This is a genomic window from Acinetobacter sp. ACZLY 512, from assembly GCF_023614015.1.
In the GTDB taxonomy this organism is placed as follows: domain Bacteria; phylum Pseudomonadota; class Gammaproteobacteria; order Pseudomonadales; family Moraxellaceae; genus Acinetobacter; species Acinetobacter soli.
Window position 1 is genome coordinate 226,084 of the sequence record NZ_JAKIVI010000004.1, and the last position, 24,115, is coordinate 250,198.

General features: G+C 40.1%; 27 protein-coding genes. 16 read left to right on the top strand and 11 right to left on the bottom strand.

The features are described 5' to 3' along the window. Window positions 1–5 precede the first annotated feature (5 nt). From modA to L2096_RS06840, 3 genes are read left to right on the top strand one after another with little or no spacing between them, the layout of a single operon-like run. Entirely contained in the window at window positions 6–767 is a 762-nt protein-coding gene (modA, locus tag L2096_RS06830) for a molybdate ABC transporter substrate-binding protein (protein WP_004937394.1), read from the top strand. Between the two features lie 9 nt (window positions 768–776). Further along, a complete protein-coding gene (gene modB, locus L2096_RS06835; RefSeq protein WP_004937396.1) occupies window positions 777–1,460 on the top strand; it encodes a molybdate ABC transporter permease subunit in 684 nt (227 codons plus the stop codon). Further along, window positions 1,457–2,107 (top strand): ATP-binding cassette domain-containing protein, encoded by a 651-nt coding sequence (locus L2096_RS06840; protein WP_250365116.1) that lies wholly within the window; start codon window positions 1,457–1,459, stop codon window positions 2,105–2,107. Before modB ends, L2096_RS06840 begins: the two co-directional genes overlap by 4 nt. Window positions 2,108–2,141: 34 nt before the next feature. Here L2096_RS06840 and L2096_RS06845 read toward each other — a convergent pair whose 3' ends face one another. Then, window positions 2,142–3,521 carry an aminotransferase-like domain-containing protein gene (locus tag L2096_RS06845; RefSeq protein ID WP_151965588.1) on the bottom strand — a complete coding sequence of 460 codons (1,380 nt, stop codon included), beginning with the start codon at window positions 3,519–3,521 and terminating at the stop codon, window positions 2,142–2,144. A gap of 123 nt (window positions 3,522–3,644) precedes the next feature. On the opposite strand from L2096_RS06845, the gene L2096_RS06850 reads away from it, so the two are divergent. After that, window positions 3,645–4,514, top strand: coding sequence for a DMT family transporter (locus L2096_RS06850; RefSeq protein WP_227265267.1), 870 nt, complete (start codon window positions 3,645–3,647; stop codon window positions 4,512–4,514). 4 nt (window positions 4,515–4,518) lie between these two features. On the opposite strand, the gene L2096_RS06855 is transcribed toward L2096_RS06850, so the two are convergent. The 4 genes from L2096_RS06855 to tusD are packed head-to-tail and all read right to left on the bottom strand — an operon-like array spanning window position 4,519 to window position 5,909. Further along, on the bottom strand, window positions 4,519–4,830 hold the full coding sequence (locus tag L2096_RS06855) for a TusE/DsrC/DsvC family sulfur relay protein (protein ID WP_250365117.1): 312 nt from the start codon (window positions 4,828–4,830) through the stop codon (window positions 4,519–4,521). A gap of 24 nt (window positions 4,831–4,854) precedes the next feature. Continuing rightward, entirely contained in the window at window positions 4,855–5,136 is a 282-nt protein-coding gene (locus L2096_RS06860; RefSeq protein WP_250365118.1) for a hypothetical protein, read from the bottom strand. 9 nt (window positions 5,137–5,145) lie between these two features. Beyond that, on the bottom strand, window positions 5,146–5,496 hold the full coding sequence (locus L2096_RS06865; RefSeq protein WP_004937411.1) for a hypothetical protein: 351 nt from the start codon (window positions 5,494–5,496) through the stop codon (window positions 5,146–5,148). A gap of 44 nt (window positions 5,497–5,540) precedes the next feature. Next, window positions 5,541–5,909: a sulfurtransferase complex subunit TusD gene (gene tusD, locus L2096_RS06870; protein WP_004937417.1), complete on the bottom strand. Its 369-nt coding sequence runs from the start codon at window positions 5,907–5,909 to the stop codon at window positions 5,541–5,543. Window positions 5,910–5,980: 71 nt separating this feature from the next. Here tusD and L2096_RS06875 point away from each other — a divergent pair, with 71 nt between their 5' ends. The 4 genes from L2096_RS06875 to L2096_RS06890 all read left to right on the top strand — a co-directional run bounded on the left by L2096_RS06875 (window position 5,981) and on the right by L2096_RS06890 (window position 9,824). Further along, window positions 5,981–6,985, top strand: a complete 1,005-nt coding sequence (locus L2096_RS06875) for an SDR family NAD(P)-dependent oxidoreductase (RefSeq protein ID WP_004947236.1) — start codon at window positions 5,981–5,983, stop codon at window positions 6,983–6,985. A 122-nt stretch (window positions 6,986–7,107) separates the two neighbouring features. Further along, window positions 7,108–8,502, top strand: coding sequence for a class II fumarate hydratase (gene fumC / locus L2096_RS06880; RefSeq protein ID WP_250365119.1), 1,395 nt, complete (start codon window positions 7,108–7,110; stop codon window positions 8,500–8,502). 97 nt (window positions 8,503–8,599) lie between these two features. After that, window positions 8,600–9,091: a hypothetical protein gene (locus L2096_RS06885; RefSeq protein ID WP_149929958.1), complete on the top strand. Its 492-nt coding sequence runs from the start codon at window positions 8,600–8,602 to the stop codon at window positions 9,089–9,091. A 130-nt stretch (window positions 9,092–9,221) separates the two neighbouring features. Beyond that, window positions 9,222–9,824, top strand: coding sequence for a nitroreductase family protein (locus L2096_RS06890; RefSeq protein WP_250365120.1), 603 nt, complete (start codon window positions 9,222–9,224; stop codon window positions 9,822–9,824). A gap of 64 nt (window positions 9,825–9,888) precedes the next feature. On the opposite strand, the gene L2096_RS06895 is transcribed toward L2096_RS06890, so the two are convergent. Next, window positions 9,889–10,818: a LysR family transcriptional regulator gene (locus L2096_RS06895; RefSeq protein ID WP_250365121.1), complete on the bottom strand. Its 930-nt coding sequence runs from the start codon at window positions 10,816–10,818 to the stop codon at window positions 9,889–9,891. Window positions 10,819–10,905: 87 nt separating this feature from the next. Here L2096_RS06895 and L2096_RS06900 point away from each other — a divergent pair, with 87 nt between their 5' ends. The 4 genes from L2096_RS06900 to L2096_RS06915 are packed head-to-tail and all read left to right on the top strand — an operon-like array spanning window position 10,906 to window position 14,744. Next, window positions 10,906–12,150 (top strand): acyl-CoA dehydrogenase family protein, encoded by a 1,245-nt coding sequence (locus L2096_RS06900; protein WP_048764360.1) that lies wholly within the window; start codon window positions 10,906–10,908, stop codon window positions 12,148–12,150. A 16-nt stretch (window positions 12,151–12,166) separates the two neighbouring features. Continuing rightward, complete coding sequence (locus tag L2096_RS06905) at window positions 12,167–13,288, top strand: phosphotransferase family protein (RefSeq protein WP_250365122.1); 1,122 nt, start codon at window positions 12,167–12,169, stop codon at window positions 13,286–13,288. Further along, complete coding sequence (locus L2096_RS06910) at window positions 13,285–13,983, top strand: histidine phosphatase family protein (RefSeq protein ID WP_104124271.1); 699 nt, start codon at window positions 13,285–13,287, stop codon at window positions 13,981–13,983. The genes L2096_RS06905 and L2096_RS06910 overlap by 4 nt, the downstream gene beginning before the upstream one ends. A gap of 14 nt (window positions 13,984–13,997) precedes the next feature. Continuing rightward, on the top strand, window positions 13,998–14,744 hold the full coding sequence (locus tag L2096_RS06915) for an SDR family oxidoreductase (RefSeq protein ID WP_250365123.1): 747 nt from the start codon (window positions 13,998–14,000) through the stop codon (window positions 14,742–14,744). 60 nt (window positions 14,745–14,804) lie between these two features. Here L2096_RS06915 and L2096_RS06920 read toward each other — a convergent pair whose 3' ends face one another. Continuing rightward, window positions 14,805–15,248 carry a GNAT family N-acetyltransferase gene (locus L2096_RS06920; RefSeq protein WP_250365124.1) on the bottom strand — a complete coding sequence of 148 codons (444 nt, stop codon included), beginning with the start codon at window positions 15,246–15,248 and terminating at the stop codon, window positions 14,805–14,807. Window positions 15,249–15,519: 271 nt separating this feature from the next. On the opposite strand from L2096_RS06920, the gene L2096_RS06925 reads away from it, so the two are divergent. Next, the gene (locus L2096_RS06925) at window positions 15,520–16,119 is read left to right on the top strand and encodes a uracil-DNA glycosylase family protein (RefSeq protein WP_250365125.1); all 600 of its coding nucleotides are present in this window, start codon (window positions 15,520–15,522) and stop codon (window positions 16,117–16,119) included. 2 nt (window positions 16,120–16,121) lie between these two features. On the opposite strand, the gene L2096_RS06930 is transcribed toward L2096_RS06925, so the two are convergent. Next, entirely contained in the window at window positions 16,122–17,606 is a 1,485-nt protein-coding gene (locus L2096_RS06930) for a phospholipase D family protein (protein WP_250365136.1), read from the bottom strand. A gap of 262 nt (window positions 17,607–17,868) precedes the next feature. Between L2096_RS06930 and L2096_RS06935 the strand changes: the two genes are divergently transcribed. Next, window positions 17,869–18,144, top strand: a complete 276-nt coding sequence (locus L2096_RS06935) for a metal/formaldehyde-sensitive transcriptional repressor (RefSeq protein ID WP_088458443.1) — start codon at window positions 17,869–17,871, stop codon at window positions 18,142–18,144. A 13-nt stretch (window positions 18,145–18,157) separates the two neighbouring features. Beyond that, entirely contained in the window at window positions 18,158–19,267 is a 1,110-nt protein-coding gene (locus tag L2096_RS06940; protein ID WP_004947270.1) for an S-(hydroxymethyl)glutathione dehydrogenase/class III alcohol dehydrogenase, read from the top strand. A 48-nt stretch (window positions 19,268–19,315) separates the two neighbouring features. Here the strand turns inward: L2096_RS06940 and L2096_RS06945 are convergent, their stop codons facing one another. Continuing rightward, window positions 19,316–20,899, bottom strand: coding sequence for an ATP-binding cassette domain-containing protein (locus L2096_RS06945; protein WP_250365126.1), 1,584 nt, complete (start codon window positions 20,897–20,899; stop codon window positions 19,316–19,318). Window positions 20,900–21,471: 572 nt separating this feature from the next. Between L2096_RS06945 and L2096_RS06950 the strand changes: the two genes are divergently transcribed. Continuing rightward, on the top strand, window positions 21,472–22,527 hold the full coding sequence (locus L2096_RS06950; protein WP_055415350.1) for a 3-deoxy-7-phosphoheptulonate synthase: 1,056 nt from the start codon (window positions 21,472–21,474) through the stop codon (window positions 22,525–22,527). Window positions 22,528–22,579: 52 nt separating this feature from the next. Here L2096_RS06950 and gcvH read toward each other — a convergent pair whose 3' ends face one another. Next, window positions 22,580–22,954 carry a glycine cleavage system protein GcvH gene (gcvH, locus tag L2096_RS06955; RefSeq protein ID WP_004937465.1) on the bottom strand — a complete coding sequence of 125 codons (375 nt, stop codon included), beginning with the start codon at window positions 22,952–22,954 and terminating at the stop codon, window positions 22,580–22,582. Window positions 22,955–23,027: 73 nt separating this feature from the next. After that, window positions 23,028–24,053 carry a helix-turn-helix transcriptional regulator gene (locus L2096_RS06960; protein ID WP_151746269.1) on the bottom strand — a complete coding sequence of 342 codons (1,026 nt, stop codon included), beginning with the start codon at window positions 24,051–24,053 and terminating at the stop codon, window positions 23,028–23,030. Between the last annotated feature and the right edge of the window lie 62 nt (window positions 24,054–24,115).

Consider the following 24,115-nt stretch of genomic DNA (forward strand, 5'->3'; position numbering starts at 1 on the left):
CAATCATGATAAAAAAAATCGCTGTATTTTCGCTTTTCTGTCTTGGTGCTTTACACGTTTCGGCAGGTGAGGTGAGAGTCTATGCGGCGGCAAGTTTGACTAATGCAGTGACTGATATTGCCAAGCTTTACAAACAGCAGCATCCATCAACCAATGTCGTGACTGTTTTTGGTGCATCATCGGCGCTAGCAAAACAAATCGAGAGTGGTGCAAAAGCAGATATTTATTTTTCTGCCGATACAGACTGGATGAAATATTTAGTTAAGACTCAGTTTATATCGTCAGGTAAGGTAAAAAATACACTCGGCAATCAGCTTGTGGCCATCACGCCGATGGATATGGATGTACCTTTTGGTCCCACCAAACAATTTAACTTTGCAAATGCATTTAAAGGCCATTTATGTACTGGTCAAATGGAATCTGTGCCTGTAGGCAAATACGCTAAACAAAGCTTGATGGCTTTAGGCTGGTATACACCTTTGCAAGGACGTATTGTTGGGACAGATGATGTGCGTTCAGCTTTGGCCTTTGTTGAACGTGGTGAATGCGATGTTGGAATTGTTTACCAAACCGATGCATTAATCAGTAAAAAAGTTAAGATTATTGGAACATTCCCTTCAAAAACACATGATCCGATTGTTTATCCTGCGGCGCTCACCAAACAAGGTGAACGTAATCGGGAAGCGGCCCAATTTGAACATTTCATGCTTAAAAATGCCAAAGCAAAAGCCATTTTTACCCGTTATGGTTTTAGTGAGTTGAAATAGTCGTTCTACATGCTCACACCTGAAGAAATCTCTGCCTTATATTTATCTGCCAAAGTGGGCTTGTTTGCCACTTTGGTCAATCTTCCTTTTGCTATTTTTGTGGCGTGGATCTTAGCTCGATATGAATTTCGCCTAAAAGTTATACTCGAATCTCTTTTACAATTACCTATGATTTTACCACCCGTGGTATTGGGGTATTTGCTGCTGATTTTATTTGGTAACCGCGGCATTGTGGGGCAGTTTTTAAGTGAATGGGGGATTCAACTGGCATTTAACTGGAAAGGCGCAGTCATTGCTTCAATGGTGGTGGCTTTCCCCCTGATGGTTCAACCGATTCGTTTGTCTTTTCAACTGATTAATCAGCAACTTGAACAAATTGCACAGACCTTGGGGGCAAGCCCCATTCAGGCTTTTTTTTCGATTAGTTTGCCACTTGCCTTACCCGGTGTACTCATTGGAAGTATTTTGTGTTTTAGTCGCAGTCTGGGGGAGTTTGGTGCCACTATTACCTTTGTGGGCAATATTCCAGATGAAACCCGCACTGTACCCATCGCAATTTATTCGTTACTACAACAACCGGATGGCGAAAGCATGGCAATGCGTTTAGTACTACTCTCCGTAGGTTTGGCGTTTGCTGCACTGGTGGCCAATCATCTTATTTTAAAACGTTATCAGCAAAGGTTAACGCCATGAATCTGCGCTGTCATTTTAATTACGTCCAGCGTGATTTTCAGCTTCATGTTGATTTAACACTTAAGCATAACTTACTCGGGATTCTAGGCCCGTCTGGTTCTGGAAAAAGTACGTTTTTAAAAAATATGGTGGGAGTTTTGAAGCCTTATGACGGTGAGATCACTTTCAATGAGCGTGTTTTGGTCAATACAGCCGAGCAGCAATTTGTACCTACGCACCAACGTCATATTGGATTGATTTTCCAACAGGCGCAGCTTTTCCCACATTTAAACGTAAGACAAAATCTTGAATATGCGTTGCGGTTTAATAAGAAGCGTCCGCAAAAATTCAGTTTTGAGCAGATTGTAAAGCTACTTAGCCTAGACGCATTGCTTAGTCGTAAAGCTTTACAGCTTTCTGGTGGGGAAGCACAGCGAGTCTCGATTGGGCGAGCTTTACTGGCTTCCCCTGAGCTTTTATTACTGGATGAGCCACTCACAGGTTTGGATCGACACTTAAAAAATCAGCTTTTGCCTTTTTTGTACGAGCTTAAGCAGCAATTAAATATTCCAATCATTTACGTTACACATCATCCAGAAGAGCTAGATTATCTCAATGCGCCCATTGTGACTATGGAACGGGGGATATTGCAGTACAGCGATACATAAGTCAGTCAATCAAATAATCATTCATATAAGTCGATTAAAGTTTTGATGCAAGTAAACCTGCTTGTAATACTTTAAATACATCGTAATGAACACATTGGGCGACATTAAATCTTAAAAATTGTTTGAATAAACCTGATGTGCTAAACGCTTCACCTAAAGCAAGAACGACACCTTGCTCTGTGCAATACTGTTGTAGTCGATGAAGATCAATATAAGCAGGTAACTCACACCATAGAAACATTCCTGCTTGTGGTTTTATCCATGGACGAATTTGCATTTGTTCAAGTGTATTTATCGATATGTCCATAGCATTTGCCAAGCGCGTATTCAACTGCTCAAGATGTTTACGGTATTTTCCATCTGTGAGCACCTTATACAAAACATGTGCTGAAAAATTATTATGACTGAAACTTGTGGCAATTTTGAGATCAATTAAATCATTAATCCACTCAGGTTTTGCCACAATATAGCCGCAGCGTAATGAAGCTGATAATGTTTTGGAAAAGCTGCCGATATAAATACTGTTTGTAAGGCCGTCAAGTGCGCTAAAGCGAGGTGAGTGTTTATTTTCAAAATCTGAAAAAATATCGTCTTCAATTACAATCATATTCGCTTGTGTAATTAAAGAAACCAGTTGATGAACCGTCGCAGATGAAGGCATAGCGCCTGTAGGATTATGAATACCTGAATTCGTAATATATAACCGCGGTTGATGTTGTGTGATGGCTTGCTGAAAGGCCTCAATATTTGGGCCATCTGTAGTATATGGAATACCAATGACTTTGGCTTGATGCACCTTAAGTAACGCCTTAAAGTTAAAATAACAAGGATCATCGACTAAAACAGTATCACCCGGTTTGAGTAAAAAACGACAAAGTAGATCGGTTGAATATGAACCTGAATCGGTCAGCAAAACTTGATCTGGACTTACAAATATACTTTTACTTTGCAAGCGTCTTGCCAACAATTCACGTAACAAATTAAACCCTAATGGCGAGGAGTAATTCATTAATTCAAAGGTCGATTCTTTAGAAACGTCACGGATTGCTTTTCTTAAAGCTTCATGAGGCATCCAGCTATCTGGGAGCCAGCCGCATCCCGGCTTTATTAATGATGGAGATGCTTCTAAGAGTTCGCGAGATAGCCGAAGTGGATCAAGGTGTTTAACCTGTATCGGCTCCATATTTGAAAGCTTTAAAGGTTCTAGTGGTGCGCTAACAAAAAATCCAGAGCCTGCACGAGACTCTATCTGGCCAGTAGATAACATCCGCTCATAAGCACAAACAATTGTAGATACAGAAAAATCAAGCTGTTTGGCCAGTTGTCGAACAGATGGTAGTCGCATACCTGGTGTGAGCCGGCGACTTTTAAGTTCAGAATCGATATAACGTATTACGTGTTCAATTTTAGTCATGTTAAACCAATTACTGTATTGAATTTTAATCCAGTACAGTTTTTATAAATTGTACTGCACTGTATCTTTGTACCAACTTAACATAAGTTTATAAAAAGACATTCTATAAAATGCGATGTCATCATGAATTCTCAATTTTTAGCTTGGTTAAGTGGTTTAATCGGTGTTGTAATCTTTTCCGGATCTTTACCTGCAACACGTATTGCTGTTATGGATTTTAATCCTTGGTTTTTAACAGGAATTCGTGCTGTTATTGCGGGTATTGTTGCTATGGTCTTGTTAAAAATCTTAAAAGCTAAGCGACCATCAAAACGTGATTACGAGAATTTAGTATATGTCGCGGTTGGTGTTGTTGTGGGATTTCCGTTATTTACAGCATTAGCACTGCAACATATTAGTGCGGCTTTTTCGATTGTATTTATAGGATTGCTTCCTTTAAGCACTGCCATATTCGCAGTCCTGCGTTCAAATGAGCGACCTCAACTGACATTTTGGCTGTTTTCATTATTTGGAAGCGGATTGGTTGTTTTATATATTTTGTTAGATATATCGCTGAATACGCAAAGCTTTTTTGGGATTTTATATATGCTTTGTGCAATTATACTATGCGGATTTGGATACGCTGAAGGGGCGAATCTTGCGAAAAAAATAGGGGGATGGCAGGTCATTTGCTGGGCGCTGGTTATTTCATTACCTGTAATGCTTATAGTAACGATCTATAATTATTCTAGTGAAATACTAGATAAATTGACTTTATCTGGTCTGGTAGCTGTTTTATACATCTCGATCTTCAGCATGCTGATCGGATTTTTCTTCTGGTACTATGGTTTATCAAAAGGCGGTATTGCAAGTGTAGGGCAATTGCAATTATTGCAACCCTTTATGGGCCTAGCACTTGCAGCGGTGATATTACATGAACCAATTAGTGCCAACATGCTTATTATCACAGCAGGCGTCATTTGTTGTGTGGCATCTGCCAAGAAATTTGCCTAATCGATTACAAGCAATTAGCAGGTTTTGGAATACCAGCCAAACGGCTTAAATGGCGTGCAACAAGACCTGTTTTAAACGCTTGCTGTAACACTGCATTATCAATATTGGCATCTACCGTTTTCATTAGATATTTGATCAGAGGACGCGTTGCAGGAGAGTGTCCGAACTTTTGATAAAACTGGCGGACTGCATTTAAAACGTTAAAGTGCCATTCAGTCAATTCAAGATCTAAAGAACGAGCAAGCTCTTGAGCCACGTCTTTATTCCAAATGGTGTAATCGACAAGATGTCCATCTTGATCAAGATCTAAGCGCATAAAATAGCCTAAGCAAAAATCAAATTATTTAAAAGATACACTACGTTTGTATTGCAAAATTAAGTCCGCAAATGCACTGTAATCTAGGGGAATTATAGCGGAACTAAGATCAGGATTTAAAAGAGTCCGTTCGTTATTTAAACAGTAATACGACTGAAAAGAACGCATATTCTCGCTGGTGAGTGCCGACAATGCTTCGCCCATGATCACGATTTGATCACCTTCCACAAAGACCTGTTGTACTTTATTTAAAGCAGAAGCAGTCGATGCAAAAGAAGTTTGTATGAGGTAAATTGTGTTGTTCATCTTTGGAAATTACCAATATAAAACATAATCAAAGGATTGAATCAGGCTTGCATTGAATTCGACAAACTCGATGTCTTGTGAAGAATTTCTAACAAACGCATGTTGCTGATATTTTGATTCAACTAAAATGGGCGTTAAGTCATAAAATTCAAAACTTTCCAGCATACTTGAAGCGGGTTTAAAGGCATGAATGAGCTGATCAAAGCTTTGGTCTTCTTTTAACAGCGTTAGGGCTGCATCTTGAAGTAAAACGCTGATATTAGAGCCAAAAGTGGCTAAAACCATCGTCGCAGACAGGCTTTCGTTGACCTGTAACTGACTTAAATTAGACTGGGTTAAAATAACGAGTACAGATTTCACACAATATACCTTTTAAAAGCAACACTCTAGAAATAAAAAGCTGCTTAAAATTGAATTAGACGTGTAGAAGATTCTACGGCATCTGCAAGTTCACCTAAACCAACCAGTTCAAATCCCTGAGCCAAGTTGTAATGCGTGAGTTGATGGCGTTTAGCATTTTCTTCATCTGTAATTCCACGGTTTAGTGCAGCACTAACACAAACAGGGAGTCGTATTGAGAGCTTTTGCCATTCTTGAGTCAAACGACGCTGATCATCGGGCACCCACTGCAAATCGTTTGCAACATGAACAGCGTCTTGATAAAAGAACACTCGGAACACTTCATTTTTGTCCTGAAGTGCCTGAACTAAACCAAGGGCATGCCATGCATGAACCGATGTCGGTGCAGCAGTAATTAAAACTAATGTACTCATTGAAATTTCACTGTAGCCATGCGTCTGATAACAGATGAGCTATTTACACATTATAAAAAGGTAAGTATACAATGATTTTAGTGACAGGTGGTTTAGGCTTTCTTGGGTCACACATTGCTTTGAGTCTTCTGGCTCAAGGTCAAGAGGTTATATTGGTCGACAACTTGGCCAATGCATCTTTACAAACATTAGAACGATTAGAATATATTTCCGGTATGTACGTGCCATTTGTGAAAGTGGACGTTCGCAACACACCCGCATTAAATAAAGTTTTTGAGCAATATTCCATTGATGCTGTCGTACACACCGCAGGTTTTAAAGCACTCGAAGAATCCAAGCTTAAACCGCTTGAGTATTATAATGACAACGTCAGTTGTATCATGAGCTTGTTGCGTTCTATGCAGCGTACAGGCGTAAGAAAACTGGTTCACCTCTCAAGCTTAGCGGTGTATGGCGCTTCTGGATTAAATCTTACAGAAGATACGTCTTTTAATACCACTTATCCCAATCCATATATTAAATCTCAGCAAATGATTGAAGAAATCATACGAGATACGTATAAAACTGATCATGAATGGAAAATCGCCATCTTGAGACTTTCCAATATTGCCGGTGCCTTTGAACATGGGGTACTCGGAGAAATGGTGCCTCAATTACCAAAAAATATTATTCCACTCGCGATGCAGGTTGCCGCCATGCAACGGGATTATCTGGAATTACAGCATCAAGCTCTTACCGATGATCAAACCGTAGAACGAAGTTTTTTGCATGTGCTCGATGCATGTGAAGCCGTACTCGCAAGTTTATACTGGCTCAACCATCAAGAGCATACGTGTGAAGCATTTAATATCGCACATGATCATGTGACTTCGATTCAATCTCTACTTGCGCAAATAAGTACCATTACTCAAACTCAGATTAATACACACGATGCCATGTTTGCTGTAGACGAATTGGCACAACTTGGTGCAGATATCAGCAAAGCTGAAAAAACATTGAACTGGAAACCGAAACGTACTCTACAGCAAATGCTTGAGCACCAATGGCAGTTCTATCAAAATACACTTAAAATGTAATAAAAATGATTCTTATTTACAAATTGAGCTGGCTTTATTAGTATTTCATGACCAGCCAAGTAATCGTAACGGTTGCTCTAGCCCGTACTTGTCATTAATCATTATGGATAATAGAGGTTTTTATGCAAACTCGAATTGAACACGACACGATGGGTGAAGTCGAAGTCCCAAACGATGCAATGTGGGGAGCTCAAACGCAACGTAGTTTGCAAAACTTTAAAATTGGTCAAGAGCGTTTACCTCGTGCCATGATTCGTGCGATGGGTTTAGTGAAAAAATCTGCAGCCATCACCAATGCAAGCTTGGGCCAATTACCTCAAGATTTATCTGCTTATATTGTTGATGCGGCAGATGATGTAATTGAAGGGAAGTGGGACTCACAATTTCCACTGGTGGTCTGGCAGACAGGATCTGGTACGCAAAGCAATATGAACTGCAACGAAGTGATTGCAAATATTGCCAATCAAAAATTGGGAAATGCATTAGGATCACAGTCACCTGTACATCCTAACGATCACGTCAACCGTGCTCAATCGACCAATGATTCGTTTCCAACCGCGATTCATGTGGCTGCAAGCCTTCAGATCAATGAATTGCTTATTCCTGCAGTAACACGCCTAAAAGCGACGTTGCAACAAAAGTCTGATGAATTTAATGGCATTGTTAAAATCGGACGCACTCATTTACAAGACGCAACCCCACTCACACTCGGGCAAGAGTTTTCTGGTTATGTTTCTCAGCTTGAACATGGTTTGCACCGTTTAAAACAAGCACTGGAAGGCTTATACGAATTACCTTTAGGTGGAACGGCTGTAGGCACTGGCTTAAATGCTCATCCTGATTATGCAGTTCAGGCTGCTGCCGAGTTGGCCAAGCAAACAGGTTTACCTTTTGTCACTGCACCAAATAAATTTGAAGCACTCGCAGGGCGCGATGCGGCTGTATTTGCATCGGGCGCGCTTAAAACATTGGCAGTCAGTTTAAATAAAATTGCCAATGATGTTCGTTGGCTGGCGAGCGGTCCACGCTGTGGTTTTGGTGAAATTCGTATTCCAGAAAATGAACCAGGATCAAGTATCATGCCGGGTAAGGTTAATCCGACACAAAGTGAAGCCATGACGATGGTGGTTGCTCAGGTACTTGGTAATGACACCACGATCAATGTAGCAGGTGCATCTGGTAACTTTGAGCTGAACGTATTTATGCCAGTAATTGCATTTAACTTATTACAGTCTATTCAGCTTTTAGGCGATGCATGTAATAGCTTTAATGATCATTGTGCGGTGGGTATTGAGCCAAATCGAGATAAGATCGATCACTTCTTGCATAATTCATTGATGCTGGTCACTGCATTAAACCCTGTAATTGGATATGAGAATGCAGCGAAGGTCGCCAAAACTGCCTACAAAGAAAATAAAACCCTTAAACAAGTGGCAGTTGAACTTGAATTGGTGAGCGAACAACAGTTTGATGAAATTGTTCGTCCAGAAAAAATGGTTTCACCTAATGCAAAATAACTTGCAATTGCACTGAAATCACACATCAGCAGTTTTTATCTGACGAGCAAACACGTACAATGTGACATCCTGATAAAGACTGCTGATGAAATTTCCCATGCTTGACGTGTATTTAACAGATATTCAAAAAAATGTTCAATTTCGTGATTATCCGAGTGATCAACCTGTTAAATTTTTAATTAATCTAAAAAAAATATTTCCAAGTACCGCTGATTTACTACTTCCTGTATTACCCGAAGACAATAATCTTGAAAATGTTACATGGGAATCTACATCGAAAGATTTCACCACATTCAAGAAACTTGTAGAGGCATGGGGTGTAATCGAATTACGCCTTAATGCATTAACAGCATATAAAGATAAAGAATTTACCAATCAGGTGCTTAAACAAGCACAAACCAAACGTAAGCAAATGGGTGCCAGCCATACAAAACTAAGTATGGTCGAGCTGGACTACATTTTTATTCATGAAGTACACACTTTAATCGATGCAGAACTATCCGAGATTGGTGAAAAATTTTATTTACCAACATTACGCGAACTCTGGAAAGATGAAGTGAGCTCGAATGTTCTACTTGTAAAACTTTAATCGTTGAACAAAAAGTAAAAAATATATCGTATAAATTCAAATACCTTGTGCAGCGATCTGGCATAAATCATGCTATAAAAATAGTGGTTTTTCCATTTATTACCATTGCTGCAGCAAGGAATTTGAGCACATGACCAATCCAGTAATATCCTTAATTCAAAATCGTCGCACCATATACGCTATCGGCAAAAATATTCAGCAAACGCCAGAACAATTAACTGAACTCATTCAAGAAGCAATACGCCAAAGCCCATCTTCGTTTAATTCTCAATCTTCTCGAGCAGTTATCTTATTTGATGCAGAACATGAAAAATTTTGGGGATTCGTCAAAGAAAAACTCAAAGAATACGCCACAGATGAAGCTGCAGCAGAAAAAACCTGCAAGAAAATGGATAGCTTTGCAGCAGGGGTGGGAACTATTTTATTTTTTGAAGATCAAAATGTCATTCAAGAGCTTCAAGAGAAATTTGCCTTGTATGCAGATAATTTTCCGGTTTGGTCCGAGCATTCGACTGCTATGGCGCAACTTGCAGTATGGACAGCACTTGCAGCTGAAAATGTAGGGGCATCTTTACAGCACTATAATCCTATCGTCGATGACAAAGTCCATGCTGAATGGGCTGTTCCATCGAGCTGGAAACTACGTGCACAATTGGTATTTGGTTCAATTGATGCACCAGCTGCCGAAAAGTCATATATTGACGATGAAACACGCTTTAAAATTTTCAAGTAACTGATCAAAATGATAAATCGAGATAGTTGAAATAATCTATACTCGATTTATCATTTAAAATAGCCTAAGTAAATAATGAAATAATTTCTTTTTTTAAAAACTCATATCTCAAATTATCAATCAATGCATCTGACCAATAAATACCAATCGTAAAAATGGGCAATTCAAAAGGTATTGAATGAATCGTCAAATTGGTTGCGTAAGACAAATGGCTCAATACTGCACTTGGTAAAGTTAATATTGCATCACGGTTATATTCTAAAATTTTGAGTGCTGTCGAATAATGCTGGCAACGTAAAAAAATTTCACGATGAATACCTTGCCGATGAAGATACACATCTTCAAGCAGTGTACCTGTACGGCGTGAAGATACCCCAATATGCAGACCGGATTGATAAATTTCAGCATTCATGACAGATTGTTGGCTGCAAATAACATAATGATCTTTCAGTAAAGCTTGAAAACCAATGCTGTCATGCGTTGGCGACTCTACATCGATAATAAAATCGAGCTGTTGATTTAATAGATCATTTTGAATGGTATTTCGATTGAGTTTGATACTACTAAACTCAATATTTTGATCGATCTGTTCAAAATGCTGAATGATTTTAGGCAAAACAAGTGGTTCAATCTCGTCATGGATAGCAATTCTTAATGTTTTAATGAGGCTCGGATCAAAACTCTTTTTTTGTTGACTAATATTTTGAAAAAGAATCAGTGCGTTTTTAATGACAGGATAGATATGTTCTGCAAATGGTGTAGGTTGCATGCTATTGCCGAGACGTATAAATACCTCATCTTCAAGTTGAACTCTTAAACGCTGTAAAGCATGACTGGCAGCCGATTGACTAATGGATAAACTTTGCGCGGCTCTCGAAATACTTTTTTGTTCAAAAATTGCAACAAACAGTGGATATAAGTTGATATCAATGCGATGAAATAAGCTTAGATCTAGGTAGTGTTGCGCAGTATCAAACTTATGAATTTCATTCATAGTGAAGTATTTAATAAAATCATTTCATGCATAATAAATTTACGTTTATGGTGAGTAAAGGATAAACACAACGAATTAGGAATAAAAATGTTTAAACTTTCAGAGCGTGCTCAAGATTTTGTGAATAGAACACGAGACTTCATTCATAACGAAATAGAACCGATTGAATTAAAGTTTTGGGATGATGTACATCAAATGAATCCCAACGGTGACTGGACGACTTGGGTTTGGCCAGAGCAGCTTGAAGTATTGAAAGCCAAAGCCAGAGCGGCGGGTTTATGGAATCTTTTCTTACCCGACAGGGAGCTTGGCGCAGGGCTATCTGTTCAGGAGTATGCACACATAGCAGAGTTAACAGGTAGAAGCCTTTTGGCACCGATTGTATTTAACTGTAGTGCACCAGACACCGGCAACATGGAGTTGCTATGGCGCTATGGTACTGAGCAGCAAAAAAATGATTGGCTCATGCCGCTTTTAAACGGCAAAATTCGTTCCGTTTTTTGTATGACTGAACCTGATGTTGCTTCAAGTGATGCAACCAATATGCAAGCAACCGCGGTGATTGAAGGTAATGAAATTGTACTCAATGGTCGAAAGTGGTGGTCATCAGGTTTAGGTGACCCAAATGCAAAACTCATCATTTTTATGGCACATACGCCTGATACCAGTAAAGATCGACATCATCAGCATTCGATGGTGCTGGTACCGCTTGATACACCCGGTGTCAAAATCCAGCGAATGTTGTCTGTTTTTGGGGAGTATGATGCACCGCATGGTCATGGAGAAGTTATTTTTGATCAGGTACGAGTCCCTATAGAAAATTTTATCGGCGGTGCAGGTCAAGGTTTTGAAATTGCACAAGGGCGATTAGGCCCCGGGCGTATTCACCATTGTATGCGATGCATTGGAGCCGCAGAAAAGTCACTCGAGTTAATGATTGATCGAGGTATGTCACGTACGGCGTTTGGTAAAGAGTTGCTCAAACTGGGCGGAAATCTCGAACGCGTCGCAGAGGCACGCGTTGCAATTGATCAAGCACGCTTACTTACCTTATATACAGCATTTAAAATGGATACTTATGGAACTTTGGCTGCGCTCACAGAAATTTCAGCCATCAAGTTGGTTGCACCCAATGTACTAGAAAAAGTAGTAGATATGGCAATCCAGGTCCATGGCGGAGCTGGGCTTTCACGCGATACCATGCTATCTGCCTTTTTTATTCATGCACGAAGTCTAAGATTGGCCGATGGGCCAGATGAGGTGCATAAAGGCATGATTGCTCGGTTAGAGCTTGCGAAACGTGGCTATGGCCGGTCGAAACCTTCACAATAAAAAATAAGGAAAATTTATGTCAGTTATTGATTTGGGTGGTTCGGTTCAAGAGGGAGAAGAGTTAGACATCCATGCGATTGAATCATGGTTAAAACAGCAAGGAATCTTACTTGAAGGACAGGTAGAGCTGACACAATACACGGGCGGCGCATCCAACTGGACCTATCGGCTGAAATACCATAATGTGGATCTGATCTTACGGCGCCCACCCAACGGTACTAAAGCGAAATCTGCTCATGATATGGCACGAGAATTTTTTGTACAAAAACACTTGGCAGCCTATTATCCAGTAGTGCCTGAGATGATTGCATTGTGCCAAGATCCGCATGTGATCGGTTGTGACTTTTATGTGATGCGGCGTATCGAAGGAATTATACCTCGTGCAAAACTTCCGCCGGAACTTGAATTAAATGAAGAACAAATCAATCAACTCTGTCGAAATGTACTGGATCGGTTAATTGAACTCCACCAAGTACCTTATGAAGGGACTGAGTTAAAAGATCTGGGCAAAGGTGAAGGCTATTGCCAGCGGCAGGTCGAGGGATGGGATAAACGTTATGAAAAAGCAAGAACCATCAATGTGCCATCGTTTGAATATGTTCGACAGTGGCTAAAAGACAACACACCTAGAGAATCAAAAATTTGCATTATTCATAATGACTGGCGATTTGATAATGTGATCCTTGATCCTGAGTCACCAACAAATGTGATAGGCGTACTCGATTGGGAAATGGCGACACTGGGCGATCCACTCATGGATTTGGGAAATGCGTTGGCTTACTGGGTAGAAGAAACAGACAACATGATTTTCAAATCGACTCGTCGTCAGCCCACACATTTAAAAGGAATGTTCACTCGCAAACAAGTGGTGGACTATTACATGCGTCAGACCGGTTTAGATACAACGAACTGGACGTTTTATGAGGTATTCGGTGTTTTTCGCCTGGCTGTGATTGCACAGCAAATTTATTACCGATATTTTCATAAACAGACTAAAAATCAGGCTTTTAAGGATTTCTGGATTGTGATTCACGCACTTCATATCCGTGCTTTAAAATTAATTGCTGCCGATAAGTTCAAACACAGCAAGATCAACACCAAATATCTTCACAAAGTTCAAGGAATCTTAAAGAAATGACCACAATTTATCTGGTTCGTCATGGTCAGGCTTCCTTTGGTAAAGCAAATTATGATGAATTATCTCCTACAGGGCAGTCTCAAGCAGAATTACTGGGTCAGTATTTCAAACAAATTTTAAGTGAAGCGCCTTATGTGGTGGCAGGTACAATGAAACGCCATATGCAAACGGCGCAAGGTGCGCTTAAGCAGTGTTTTCCCGAAGCGAATATTCATACCCATGCGGGCTGGAATGAGTTTAATCATCAACAGGTATTTGCAAATTACGACCCACGCTTTAAACAACCTGAATTACTTAAACAAGAGGTCGCCAAAGCATCTAATCCGAGAGACTATCTAGGGCAAATTTTTGAAAATGCAGTTTCCAGATGGACAGATGGCGCGTTTCATCACGAGTACGAAGAATCGTGGCCAGATTTCAAATCTCGAGTTGAAACAACTTTAGCGCAACTATGTAATGAGCTTTCAGTTTTAAAGCCCAGATATGCTGTCGTATTTACCTCTGGGGGTGTGGTATCAGTTGCTGCTGGAAAAATTCTCGAACTCAATCCCAACCGAACTTTTGCACTGAATTGGGCCATTACCAATGCCAGCATAACAACATTAAGACTAGTAGGGAATGAGCCACAACTTTTAAGTCTCAATGAGCATCATTTTATAAAAGCAAAAAACCGTGACTTACTCACATGGATATAAAGGATACTTTTTAAATGGCAAAAACAATACTGATTACAGGTGCGAGTTCAGGCTTAGGCGCAGGCATGGCGCGAGAGTTTGCAAAAAAAGGGTATAACCTTGCGATTTGCGCACGGCGGCTTGAGCGACTCGATGTATTAAAAGCAGAGTTAGAGGCACAATACGGCATTATCGTAAAAACCCGATCACTCGATGTAACTGACTACCAGCAGGTATTTGAAGTCTTTAAAGCTTTCCAGCATGACTTTGGTCGTTTGGAGCGAATTATTGTAAATGCAGGTGTAGGAGAAGGACGTCGTATAGGAAAAGGACATTTTGAAGTCAATCGTGCCACAGCGGAAACCAATTTCATTTCAGCTTTGGCACAATGCGAGGCTGCAGTTGAAATTTTTAGACAGCAAAATGCAGGACACTTGGTGGTGATTTCATCGGTCAGTGCCATTCGAGGGCTCCCGAAGCATCTTTCTGCTTATGCTGCCAGTAAGGCGGGTATTGCACACTTAGCAGAAGGTATTCGAGCCGAGTTAATTGATACGCCTATTAAGATTTCGACCATATTTCCGGGATATATTCGAACAGAGCTGAATGAAGGCGCAAAACATTTACCATTTGAGGTTGATGAAGCAACTGGCTCACGCCTTTTAGTAAAGGCCATCGAAAAAGAACCGGTTAAAGCCTACGTACCGGAGTGGCCATGGCGACCAATTGCATTGGCTATGAAAGTATTACCGCTTAGAGTAGTAAATAAACTGAGTGGATAAATGAAAATACAAAAAGATCGCGCTGCTCATTGAATGCAACGCGATCGGTAGTTGATGAGTTTAATGAAATAATTTTCTGTATTGAATAAAGCCAGAATTGTCTGCGATTCGATCATAGAGCATTCGAGCTTGATAATTGGTTTCTTGCGTGAGCCAGTAAACGCGTGAGCATTTCTTTTCTTCTGCAATCTTATACACTTCTTCGATGAGTTTACGACCAATACCTGAAGCTCGTTGTGCAGGATCGACAAATAGATCTTGCAAGTAACAGTAATTGCCTTCTGACCATGTACTACGATGAAAAATATAATGTACAAATCCAATGATCTTTAGTGATTCATCTTCAATCACTAAACAGTACACCGGTTCTTGTTCTGAAAGAAAACGTGAGAAGGTAATGCGTGTCACTTGATCATCAATCGATGATTGATAAAATTCTTGATAACCTTTCCAAAGAGTCAACCAAGCCTCAAAATCAGTGGCTTCAACAAACCGAATTGTCATTTTAAAGTTACTCACTTTCTTGTATTAACGTATTGATGCTATTTAACTTTATCTTATTTTTCTTGAATTAAGATTAATTTATATAAAATTTTAACTGAATACATGAAGTGTGTTAAGAAAATCTAATTCGTTTAAGTTATTGTATAGAAATATTCACGTATTCATGCTGATATCACTAATTAATTAGTACTGAAAATTACGATATGAACTTGAGAAAAATAAGCCGATGATCAGTTAAAATACCCAATAACTTACTTATATCTCAAGCTTTATGAGCATAGACGAAATTTCACAGATTGAAACACATCCGCTCGCGCCATTTTTACCCGTCAACGCAAAGTTATTGATGTTGGGTAGCTTCCCACCTCCAAAAGAACGTTGGAAAATGGACTTTTATTATCCTAATTATCAAAATGACATGTGGCGTATTTTTGGTCTAATCTTTTTTAATAATAAAGATTACTTTTTAAATCTTGAACATAAAAATTTTCATGAAGATAAAATTCGGCATTTTTTGACAGAAAAAGGAATTGCCATTTTTGATACGGCCTATCAAGTAAAACGATTGAAAGGCAACGCCTCTGATAAGTTTTTAGACATTGTGACACCCACCGACGTTGAGCAGTTACTGCGTCAGATTCCAGTGTGCAGTACCATTGTGACCACTGGAGACAAGGCCACCGACACCTTGATGCAGTCTTTTGAGCCATCTACCACAAAACCTGTCATTGGTACGCCCAGCGAAACGATATTTTTACAGCGTAAATTCAATTTATATCGAATGCCATCATCTTCTAGAGCATACCCACTGGCATTAGAAAAAAAAGCACACGCTTATGCAGCACTATTTGAAGCTACAGGCTTACTCTAGAGTTACATCATCCACTCAATTGGTAAATATGCCATCCATTTCATTATCCAGCGCTGAAAGCGAGTGGTTTGTGGGTCATGACGATAAACGATAGTCTGACCATTGGCTTGGTGATCGAGCCAGATCAATTCACCTGAAGCATCTAATTTAAGCTCATAGGCAATCACGGGTAGATACTCATCTAAAACCTGTTGAATTTGGGCTTGCAGTGCTTCCGACTCAACCACCAGTCCGACCTCTGTATTGATATAGGCAGATCGAGGATCAAAATTAAATGATCCAATAAAGACTTTCCCATCTACATCAAAAAATTTGGCATGCAAGCTTGAGCTTTTTTTGCCTTTTGCCGGAATGACGCGGCCGGTCATTTTTTCGTACCATGTTGGGCGTGTACGCTCAATAATCGGCTTAAACTCATAAAGTTTAATGCCGTTTTGAAGCAACTCCCGACGATACTGACTATAAAATGCATGCACAATCGCCACGTCGTTGGCGGCAAACGAATTGGTCAGCACGCGTATATCGACCCGCTTCTGACTCAATTGACCCAAATAGTCTGCACCGGCTTGAGTAGGGACAAAGTAAGCCGATACCAGCTCCAGATGCTGTTTTGGATGGCCCATGAGTGCAAAAATCTGATTATAAATCAGCTCTTGACCTTTGGCCGTCCGTGAGATTTTCTTGGGTGAGTCGGCTACAAAATGTGCCTTAGCCCAATTTACAGTATAACCTTGTTTTAAGAGCTGATTTAGCTCTGCTTGCGCGTCATTGATTTTATCTTCAGTCGGCGTATCAATACGTTCATTTTCTTGGTAGGTTTGACGTAAATTGATTAAATCTTGAGGTGTGGACGTTTTTAATATATGTGTTGCATTGACGGAGCGCGAAGACGTCCAAAAATTTTCAAAAGTCTGCTTTGCTTGTGCTGCTGCCGTGCCGTAAAACAGAATATCTAGATCGGTAAACTGAAACTTGTAGCTGGCTTCAAAATATTCACTACTGATATTGCGTCCACCTGTTACAGCAATCAGATCATCAGCAACAATAAGTTTGTTGTGCATGCGGTGATTAATCTCATATGGCCGCAAAATAAAATCTAAAGCTCTAAAATGTCGAAATCGATAGGGGTTAAAAAATTTAAACTCAATGTTTGGATGTTGTGCCAGCGCCTGAATTGTTGAATCAAGCTGTGTACCGTTTTGATCATCAATCAAAAGCCGAACTTTTACACCGCGATCTGCTGCCTTGAGTAATTCGTGAAGCATTAACTGACCCACAAAGTCATTGTGCCAAATGTAATACTGCAAATCGATCGTATGTTTGGCCTTTCGAATCAGATAAATCCGTGAGGCAATACTAATAAAGGCATCATCGAGTGCAACATAGGCCGTGAGGCCTTGCTGAATCTTTTGCTGGGCAGATGGATCGTTAAGCCACGTACTTTGTTCAATCAAATTTTTCTCGCTTTGTGAAGCTTGTAATCCCATCGAGATCAAGCTAAAACTTAAAATCAAAAAATATCTTAAAAAGTTTTGAGTTTGATGAATCCACCACATGATATTTTCCAGAATTAGAACATCAATTTGTATTTTTATTGTCGATTCAACGCTATTTTCATCTTAAGCATATCAAGTCAGACATCAAGGATCAAAAATTTCCGTTCTTCATAAATAAATTTCTCACAAGTTTTATGTTTTACTTATTACTATACTTGGGTATAGTATATAAATCAGTGCAAAGTGATTGTTTATGCCAAAGCAAATTGAAGACAAGAAAAAAATTATTCTTCGTGTAAAAAAAATTCAGGGCCAAGTGCAGGCCATTGAGCGCGCGCTTGAAGGCGATACGGCTTGTGCCGATATTCTTCAGCAGATCTGTGCGACACGTGGTGCAATGAATGGCTTAATGAATGAAATGCTCGAGGTACATTTGAAAGATACGCTGGTTGCTGGCGATACCACCGAGCAAGAACGAAGTACCGAGCTTGTCGAAATTAGTAAGATCTTAAAATCCTATTTAAAATAATCAGGAGATACACATGAAATCACGTGCGGCCGTAGCATTTGGACCGGGACAACCTTTACAGATTGTAGAAGTCGATGTAGCACCGCCTCAGGCAGGGGAAGTGCTAATTAAAGTGACACATACAGGCGTGTGTCATACCGACGCTTTCACTCTTTCAGGTGATGATCCTGAAGGTGTATTTCCTGCCATTTTGGGGCATGAAGGTGCTGGTGTGGTAGTCGAGGTGGGAGAGGGTGTCACCAGTGTAAAACCGGGTGACCATGTAATTCCACTTTACACAGCAGAATGCGGTGAGTGCCTATTTTGTAAATCGAATAAAACCAATCTGTGTGTATCTGTTCGTGCAACACAAGGTAAAGGTGTTATGCCAGATGGCACCACGCGTTTTTCTTATAATGGAGAGCCAATCTATCATTATATGGGTTGCTCAACTTTTAGTGAATATACGGTGGTGGCTGAGGTTTCACTGGCGAAAATTAATCCTGAAGCCAATCATGAACAAGTGTGTTTACTTGGATGTGGCGTCACAACTGGAATTGGTGCCGTACACAATACAGCAAAAGTACAAGAAGGTGATTCTGTTGCCGTATTTGGTTTAGGCGGTATTGGTCTGGCTGTGGTTCAGGGTGCACGTCAGGCCAAAGCTGGACGAATCATTGTTGTAGATACCAACCCAGATAAGTTTGAATTGGCTAAAGAATTTGGTGCAACAGACTTTTTAAACCCAAAAGAATACGACAAACCGATTCAGCAAGTGATTGTTGAAATGACAGGTTGGGGTGTAGATCACTCATTTGAATGTATTGGCAACGTCAACGTAATGCGCTCTGCTCTAGAGTGTGCACATCGTGGCTGGGGACAGTCTGTGATTATTGGTGTTGCGGGATCTGGTCAGGAAATTTCAACTCGACCATTTCAGTTAGTGACCGGCCGTAAATGGATGGGAACTGCCTTTGGTGGCGTAAAAGGTCGTAGTCAACTGCCAAAAATGGTTGAAGATGCGATGAAGGGTGATATTCAACTTGAACCTTTTGTCACTCATACCATGCCACTCGATGAGATTAATCATGCATTCGATTTGATGCATGAAGGTAAATCTATTCGTAGTGTCATTCATTTTTAAGACTTCTGGTCTGTTAAATCCAACTCAAGGCTTAGGTACAAAATGTACTTAAGCCTTTATAACTTCTGACATATGAATTTCTTGGTGAATACCACATTGCCGAACGAAATCCACATCATGTGAGACTAAAATAACAGCACCTTTAAAATCGCGTATTGCACATGCAAGTAGTTCCCTTGATACAATATCAAGATAGTTTTCGGGTTCATCCAATAGTAATAGATCAATTGACTCAGCAGGATAGGCAAGAGCCGTCAGTGCCACTTTGAGTTGCTCTCCGCCACTTAATTGGGCAGTAGGTCTGAGTGTGCTATCTCCCCGCAGACGCAACTGACCTAACTTGTTTCGCCAGAATACTTCGTCATATTCAGAATTCAGTAAACGTAAATTTTCTACGGCAGAATATCTTGAATCGAGGAAACTAAATCTTTGGTCAAGGTACAAACAGCGAGCCCGTTTAAAAAAAAGTGAGTCATCAGAAGTATGAAGACGAGCAATCAAATGTAATAAAGTCGATTTGCCAGCACCGTTCTCACCACATAGATGCAATTTTTCATGTGCTAGTAATGCAAAATGAAAGGTTAGATTGCAGTGGTATGGATGTAACACATCATTAAGACGTACCAATTCTCCTGATTGGGGTTGGGTAGATGAAAATTCGAATTGCTGCGCTTTGATGACTTCAAGTCGAGAAGTTTTGTCTCGTAGCGCTTCTTTCTGAAATTCAAGCTGACGATACTGCTGTCGAGTGATCTGTCCTAACTGTCGATCGGCCTTATTTTGTTTAAAATCTAAAATTACTTTTGCTTGGGAGCCGCTATTACGTTTTTTCTTTGCAGTGCTTTGCTTTTTTTGTTGCTTCATTAATGTTTCGTGCTGCTTGATCGTTTGCTGCTTAAGCTCTCGTTTGTGTTGATCAATCGAAAGCTCAAGTGCAGCTTCAACTGTATCTGTAATTTGCTTGTAATTGGCATAATTTCCACTATGTGCATGCAGGCCAAAATTATCCAATGCCAATATATGTTGCATTTGATTGAGTAGTTGTCGATCATGACTCGCTACAAGTGCTCCCATAGGATGCGCCAGTAAGCTGGAAATTAACCAATCGCGACCAGATGCATCGAGATGATTACTCGGTTCATCCAATAGCAAATAGTGATCTTTTAAATTAAAAAGTCGACATAAGGCCAGTTTAGTTTTTTGTCCTTCACTCAAAGCTGTGATCGGAAAGTCAAATGCTGTGGTTAAACCGGCTTTACTCAATTGCTCTTGCCAGTATTGAGGCAGATTCCAGTTACCTTCAGCCAGATCATAATCTTCAAATGTTGCTTGCCCGCACTCGATACGTTTTAAGGCTTTGAGGGTATCTTCAATCTGTAATACTTGTGCGATCGTTTGATTAGTGAGTTGATGTTGTTGAGGTAAAAAAGCATAAGCACAGTTCCAAGCGACTTGTCCGGTAATATTTTTTTGAGTTAAAAGACATTGTAAAAGTTGACTTTTTCCCTGCCCATTACGTCCAATTAAGCCTGTTAGCTGGTGTCTATTCAATTGGAAATCAAGTTGATCAAAGAGAACTGTAGAACCAAGTTCAAAATGAAGTTGATGAATAATACATGCCTGTTGGGTCATAAGACCTCCAAAAAAACAGGATGTACAAAAGTAGAGCCAAGTGAACCATGAATAGATATAGCGTTCTATTTTGTACATCAAATAAAAATGACGTTAAACAAAAAAGAACTTAATTCATCGGCAGAGACTCGAGATAAAGAAGGGTATGGCTAGATATTAATCAATTAAGAACATGCTCGTCAATTAATTATTTTTTACTAAAACACTTGTCAAATGTTTTGAGTCCGCGTATGTTAGAGGCAAGATACGTTTTACCTGATTGAAACAGACATGTTAAAACAACCTGTACATCACACTGCTTATTTTTATTTTTGGCAATATAGATAGTTGCCTGTTTGCATTCGGGCAACAAAAAGGTTGCCCTTCAAGTTAATACCTGATCGGCAACCCCGATCAGGTTTTTTTATGGCTGTTTTATTTAACTTTTTTGGAGAATTCATCATGTTTAATTTCAACTCGACTTATTTTAGCAACGTTTATTGGTTTTACTTTAGCCAGCAATCTCAATCCAATAGTCCCACATCGCTCAAATAAAAGATCGGACTGAACGACTCAGTCCAAAGGAAGTTACAATGAACGCGCTAAATAATCTGATTGAAAAAACCACTTCAAAAGAAATCGAACTTCGTTTACCACAACAAATAAAAGCACAATATCCGCTCTCATCGCCACTTGCGAAGCAAATTGCCGAGCATCGTCAAACCATTGAAAATATTTTATCGGGTCAAGATCCAAGACTATTGGTGATTACCGGGCCTTGTTCGATTCATGATCCAGTTTCTGCATTGGACTACGCATCACGATTAATTGAATTACAACAACAAGTGAAAGACCAGATTTTTCTGGTGATGCGTGCGTACATCGAAAAACCGCGGACCACAGTAGGTTGGAAGGGCTTTATGTACGATCCGGATCTCGATGGATCGGCTAATATGCAGCGTGGTATTGAGCAGTCACGTGCTTTATATCTTGATATCATTGAAAAAGGTCTACCAATTGCCAGTGAAATTTTAAATCCAATGGCTACAGCATATTTTGACGATTTGTTGGCTTGGGGAGCAATTGGCGCACGTACCAGCGAATCACAGATTCATCGAGAAATTTCGAGCCATATGCCATTTGCAATTGGTTTTAAAAATGGCACCGATGGTTCAATTCAAATTGCATTAGATGCGATTCAATCGGCAAAAAATGAACATCAATTTTTTGGGATGAGCCAATCAGGTTTACCTGCGGTGTTGATGAGCAATGGAAATCGTTTACCCCACCTGATTTTACGTGGTGCAAACAAAGGACCAAACTTTGATCTTGACGCAATTGATCAAATGAAATTAAAACACAATGGCACATTGCCTGCGTTGGTGATTGACTGTAGCCATGGCAATAGTTCAAAAAATCCATTGAATCAGCCACAGGTATTGGAACAAATTATTTTAGAGCGTTTAGAAAGCAATGTACGTGGCGTGATGCTTGAGAGTCATTTAGTGGATGGTCAGCAGAAAATCTCTTGTGACATGACGTATGGGCAATCAGTAACGGATGGCTGCTTGGGGTGGGACAAAACCGAACGCCTACTTTTGCGCGCAGCGCAGCAATTGAATGCACAGCAGTTACTCGAATCGGCATAAGCAATAAAATGCAAGGCAGGCACTACTTTAGAAGAAGTGCCTGTTTTTTATGTTATAAACCTGCTTCGTAATCTGTATTCGATAAAAGATTATCTACATCTGACAGGTTGTCTGGTTTAATTTTATAAATCCAGCCTTTAGCATAGGGCTCATCATTAATAAAATCAGGATCATCTTCAAGTGCGGTGTTGACTTCAACCACAACACCAGACACCGGCGCATGAATGTCAGAAGCCGTTTTAACCGACTCAACTACACCTGCCTGTTCACCAGCAGTAACACGGCTACCCACTTCAGGAACTTCAACATATACAAGATCACCTAGTGCATCTTGAGCGTGATCGCTAATTCCTGTCACAACCAAATCGCCTTCGATTCTGGCCCATTCATGAGTACGTGCATACTTTAATTCAGAAGGATGGTTCATAACAGCTCCTCACAATCCTAAAGTTCAATATTTTTGATAGCGGTTATACAGGTTTTTTAAGCAAATGAAAAGCTTATAGATAGGGGTCTTTGCGCCAGTTACTTGGACTTCGTCCACTCCAGCGCTTAAACGCACGGCTAAAATTGGCAACATCTGAATATCCAAGTTCATCTGCGATTTGCTCAAGACTGTAATCGGTTCGAGACAGTAGCGAGGTCGCGTGTCGATAACGTACTTCATCAACCAGTGTCGAAAATGACGTACCTTCGGCTGCAAGTTGTCTTTTAAGTGTACGATCAGACATGTGCAACAGTTCGGCCACACTCTCAATACTCAAATAATGTTGTTCGGAGTTGGTCAAAATATCACGTACACGCATGGCTAAACGACGACGTTCACCCAGAGCAGACAATTCACTTTCGCATTGATTAATCGCAATTTGACTCGCAATCGGATCTGCATTGACCATTTTTAAACCAAGATACTGTTTGTCAAAGCTTGAAATCAGATGTGGTTGATCAAATCGCATGTTGATGGCCATTTTATTTAAATATTTTTCAAATCCAAAGGGCTGTTCAAAATCCAGATCAACTTCACCGGTTAAATCATCACGCCCAGTGAGCGCTCTGGCCATGCTCATAATACCGATGGTTAAACTTAAAATAATTTCTGTGCGTAAAGGCTCTAAATCAAAATCACATTGCAACTGAAGAGTGGCTTTTGGACCAAAGGTAGAAAAGTAAAGCTGTAAAAAGGGCATACGAAGCTGAATAAATCGCGTTGCCAAAGCCAGTGCATCGGTAATGTCATTTGCAGTCATGATGGCATAACCGATAAACCCATGAATAGAGATACGCATCTGATGGCCAAGGTGGTATCCCAGTGTACTTTCACCGGTAAGACGTAATGCATGTTTCACCAGTTCATTGGCGATATGAATGGGAATACGATACTCCGGATCTGCAAGCTGCTCACTGGTCAGATGAAAAGGAGCAAACAATGTCTGATCGTTGTATCCCCATCGAGACACAACGTCTAAAAGTAATAGGCCATAAACACCAGGTATTCCTTGATCCTGACGCGCTGAATTTATTTTCATTCCTAATCCGTTATGCGTATAGACTACAGTCATCCGTTTGTTATATTTACATGAAAATTATT

Bases quoted from the DNA above. Each gene is read 5' to 3' on its own strand.
- modA (WP_004937394.1), top strand. From the start codon at position 6: ATGATAAAAAAAATCGCTGTATTTTCGCTTTTCTGTCTTGGTGCTTTA.
- modB (WP_004937396.1), top strand. From the start codon at position 777: ATGCTCACACCTGAAGAAATCTCTGCCTTATATTTATCTGCCAAAGTG.
- L2096_RS06840 (WP_250365116.1), top strand. From the start codon at position 1,457: ATGAATCTGCGCTGTCATTTTAATTACGTCCAGCGTGATTTTCAGCTT.
- L2096_RS06845 (WP_151965588.1), bottom strand. From the start codon at position 3,521: ATGACTAAAATTGAACACGTAATACGTTATATCGATTCTGAACTTAAA.
- L2096_RS06850 (WP_227265267.1), top strand. From the start codon at position 3,645: ATGAATTCTCAATTTTTAGCTTGGTTAAGTGGTTTAATCGGTGTTGTA.
- L2096_RS06855 (WP_250365117.1), bottom strand. From the start codon at position 4,830: ATGCGCTTAGATCTTGATCAAGATGGACATCTTGTCGATTACACCATT.
- L2096_RS06860 (WP_250365118.1), bottom strand. From the start codon at position 5,136: ATGAACAACACAATTTACCTCATACAAACTTCTTTTGCATCGACTGCT.
- tusD (WP_004937417.1), bottom strand. From the start codon at position 5,909: ATGAGTACATTAGTTTTAATTACTGCTGCACCGACATCGGTTCATGCA.
- L2096_RS06875 (WP_004947236.1), top strand. From the start codon at position 5,981: ATGATTTTAGTGACAGGTGGTTTAGGCTTTCTTGGGTCACACATTGCT.
- fumC (WP_250365119.1), top strand. From the start codon at position 7,108: ATGCAAACTCGAATTGAACACGACACGATGGGTGAAGTCGAAGTCCCA.
- L2096_RS06885 (WP_149929958.1), top strand. From the start codon at position 8,600: ATGCTTGACGTGTATTTAACAGATATTCAAAAAAATGTTCAATTTCGT.
- L2096_RS06890 (WP_250365120.1), top strand. From the start codon at position 9,222: ATGACCAATCCAGTAATATCCTTAATTCAAAATCGTCGCACCATATAC.
- L2096_RS06895 (WP_250365121.1), bottom strand. From the start codon at position 10,818: ATGAATGAAATTCATAAGTTTGATACTGCGCAACACTACCTAGATCTA.
- L2096_RS06900 (WP_048764360.1), top strand. From the start codon at position 10,906: ATGTTTAAACTTTCAGAGCGTGCTCAAGATTTTGTGAATAGAACACGA.
- L2096_RS06905 (WP_250365122.1), top strand. From the start codon at position 12,167: ATGTCAGTTATTGATTTGGGTGGTTCGGTTCAAGAGGGAGAAGAGTTA.
- L2096_RS06910 (WP_104124271.1), top strand. From the start codon at position 13,285: ATGACCACAATTTATCTGGTTCGTCATGGTCAGGCTTCCTTTGGTAAA.
- L2096_RS06915 (WP_250365123.1), top strand. From the start codon at position 13,998: ATGGCAAAAACAATACTGATTACAGGTGCGAGTTCAGGCTTAGGCGCA.
- L2096_RS06920 (WP_250365124.1), bottom strand. From the start codon at position 15,248: ATGACAATTCGGTTTGTTGAAGCCACTGATTTTGAGGCTTGGTTGACT.
- L2096_RS06925 (WP_250365125.1), top strand. From the start codon at position 15,520: ATGAGCATAGACGAAATTTCACAGATTGAAACACATCCGCTCGCGCCA.
- L2096_RS06930 (WP_250365136.1), bottom strand. From the start codon at position 17,606: ATGGGATTACAAGCTTCACAAAGCGAGAAAAATTTGATTGAACAAAGT.
- L2096_RS06935 (WP_088458443.1), top strand. From the start codon at position 17,869: ATGCCAAAGCAAATTGAAGACAAGAAAAAAATTATTCTTCGTGTAAAA.
- L2096_RS06940 (WP_004947270.1), top strand. From the start codon at position 18,158: ATGAAATCACGTGCGGCCGTAGCATTTGGACCGGGACAACCTTTACAG.
- L2096_RS06945 (WP_250365126.1), bottom strand. From the start codon at position 20,899: ATGACCCAACAGGCATGTATTATTCATCAACTTCATTTTGAACTTGGT.
- L2096_RS06950 (WP_055415350.1), top strand. From the start codon at position 21,472: ATGAACGCGCTAAATAATCTGATTGAAAAAACCACTTCAAAAGAAATC.
- gcvH (WP_004937465.1), bottom strand. From the start codon at position 22,954: ATGAACCATCCTTCTGAATTAAAGTATGCACGTACTCATGAATGGGCC.
- L2096_RS06960 (WP_151746269.1), bottom strand. From the start codon at position 24,053: ATGAAAATAAATTCAGCGCGTCAGGATCAAGGAATACCTGGTGTTTAT.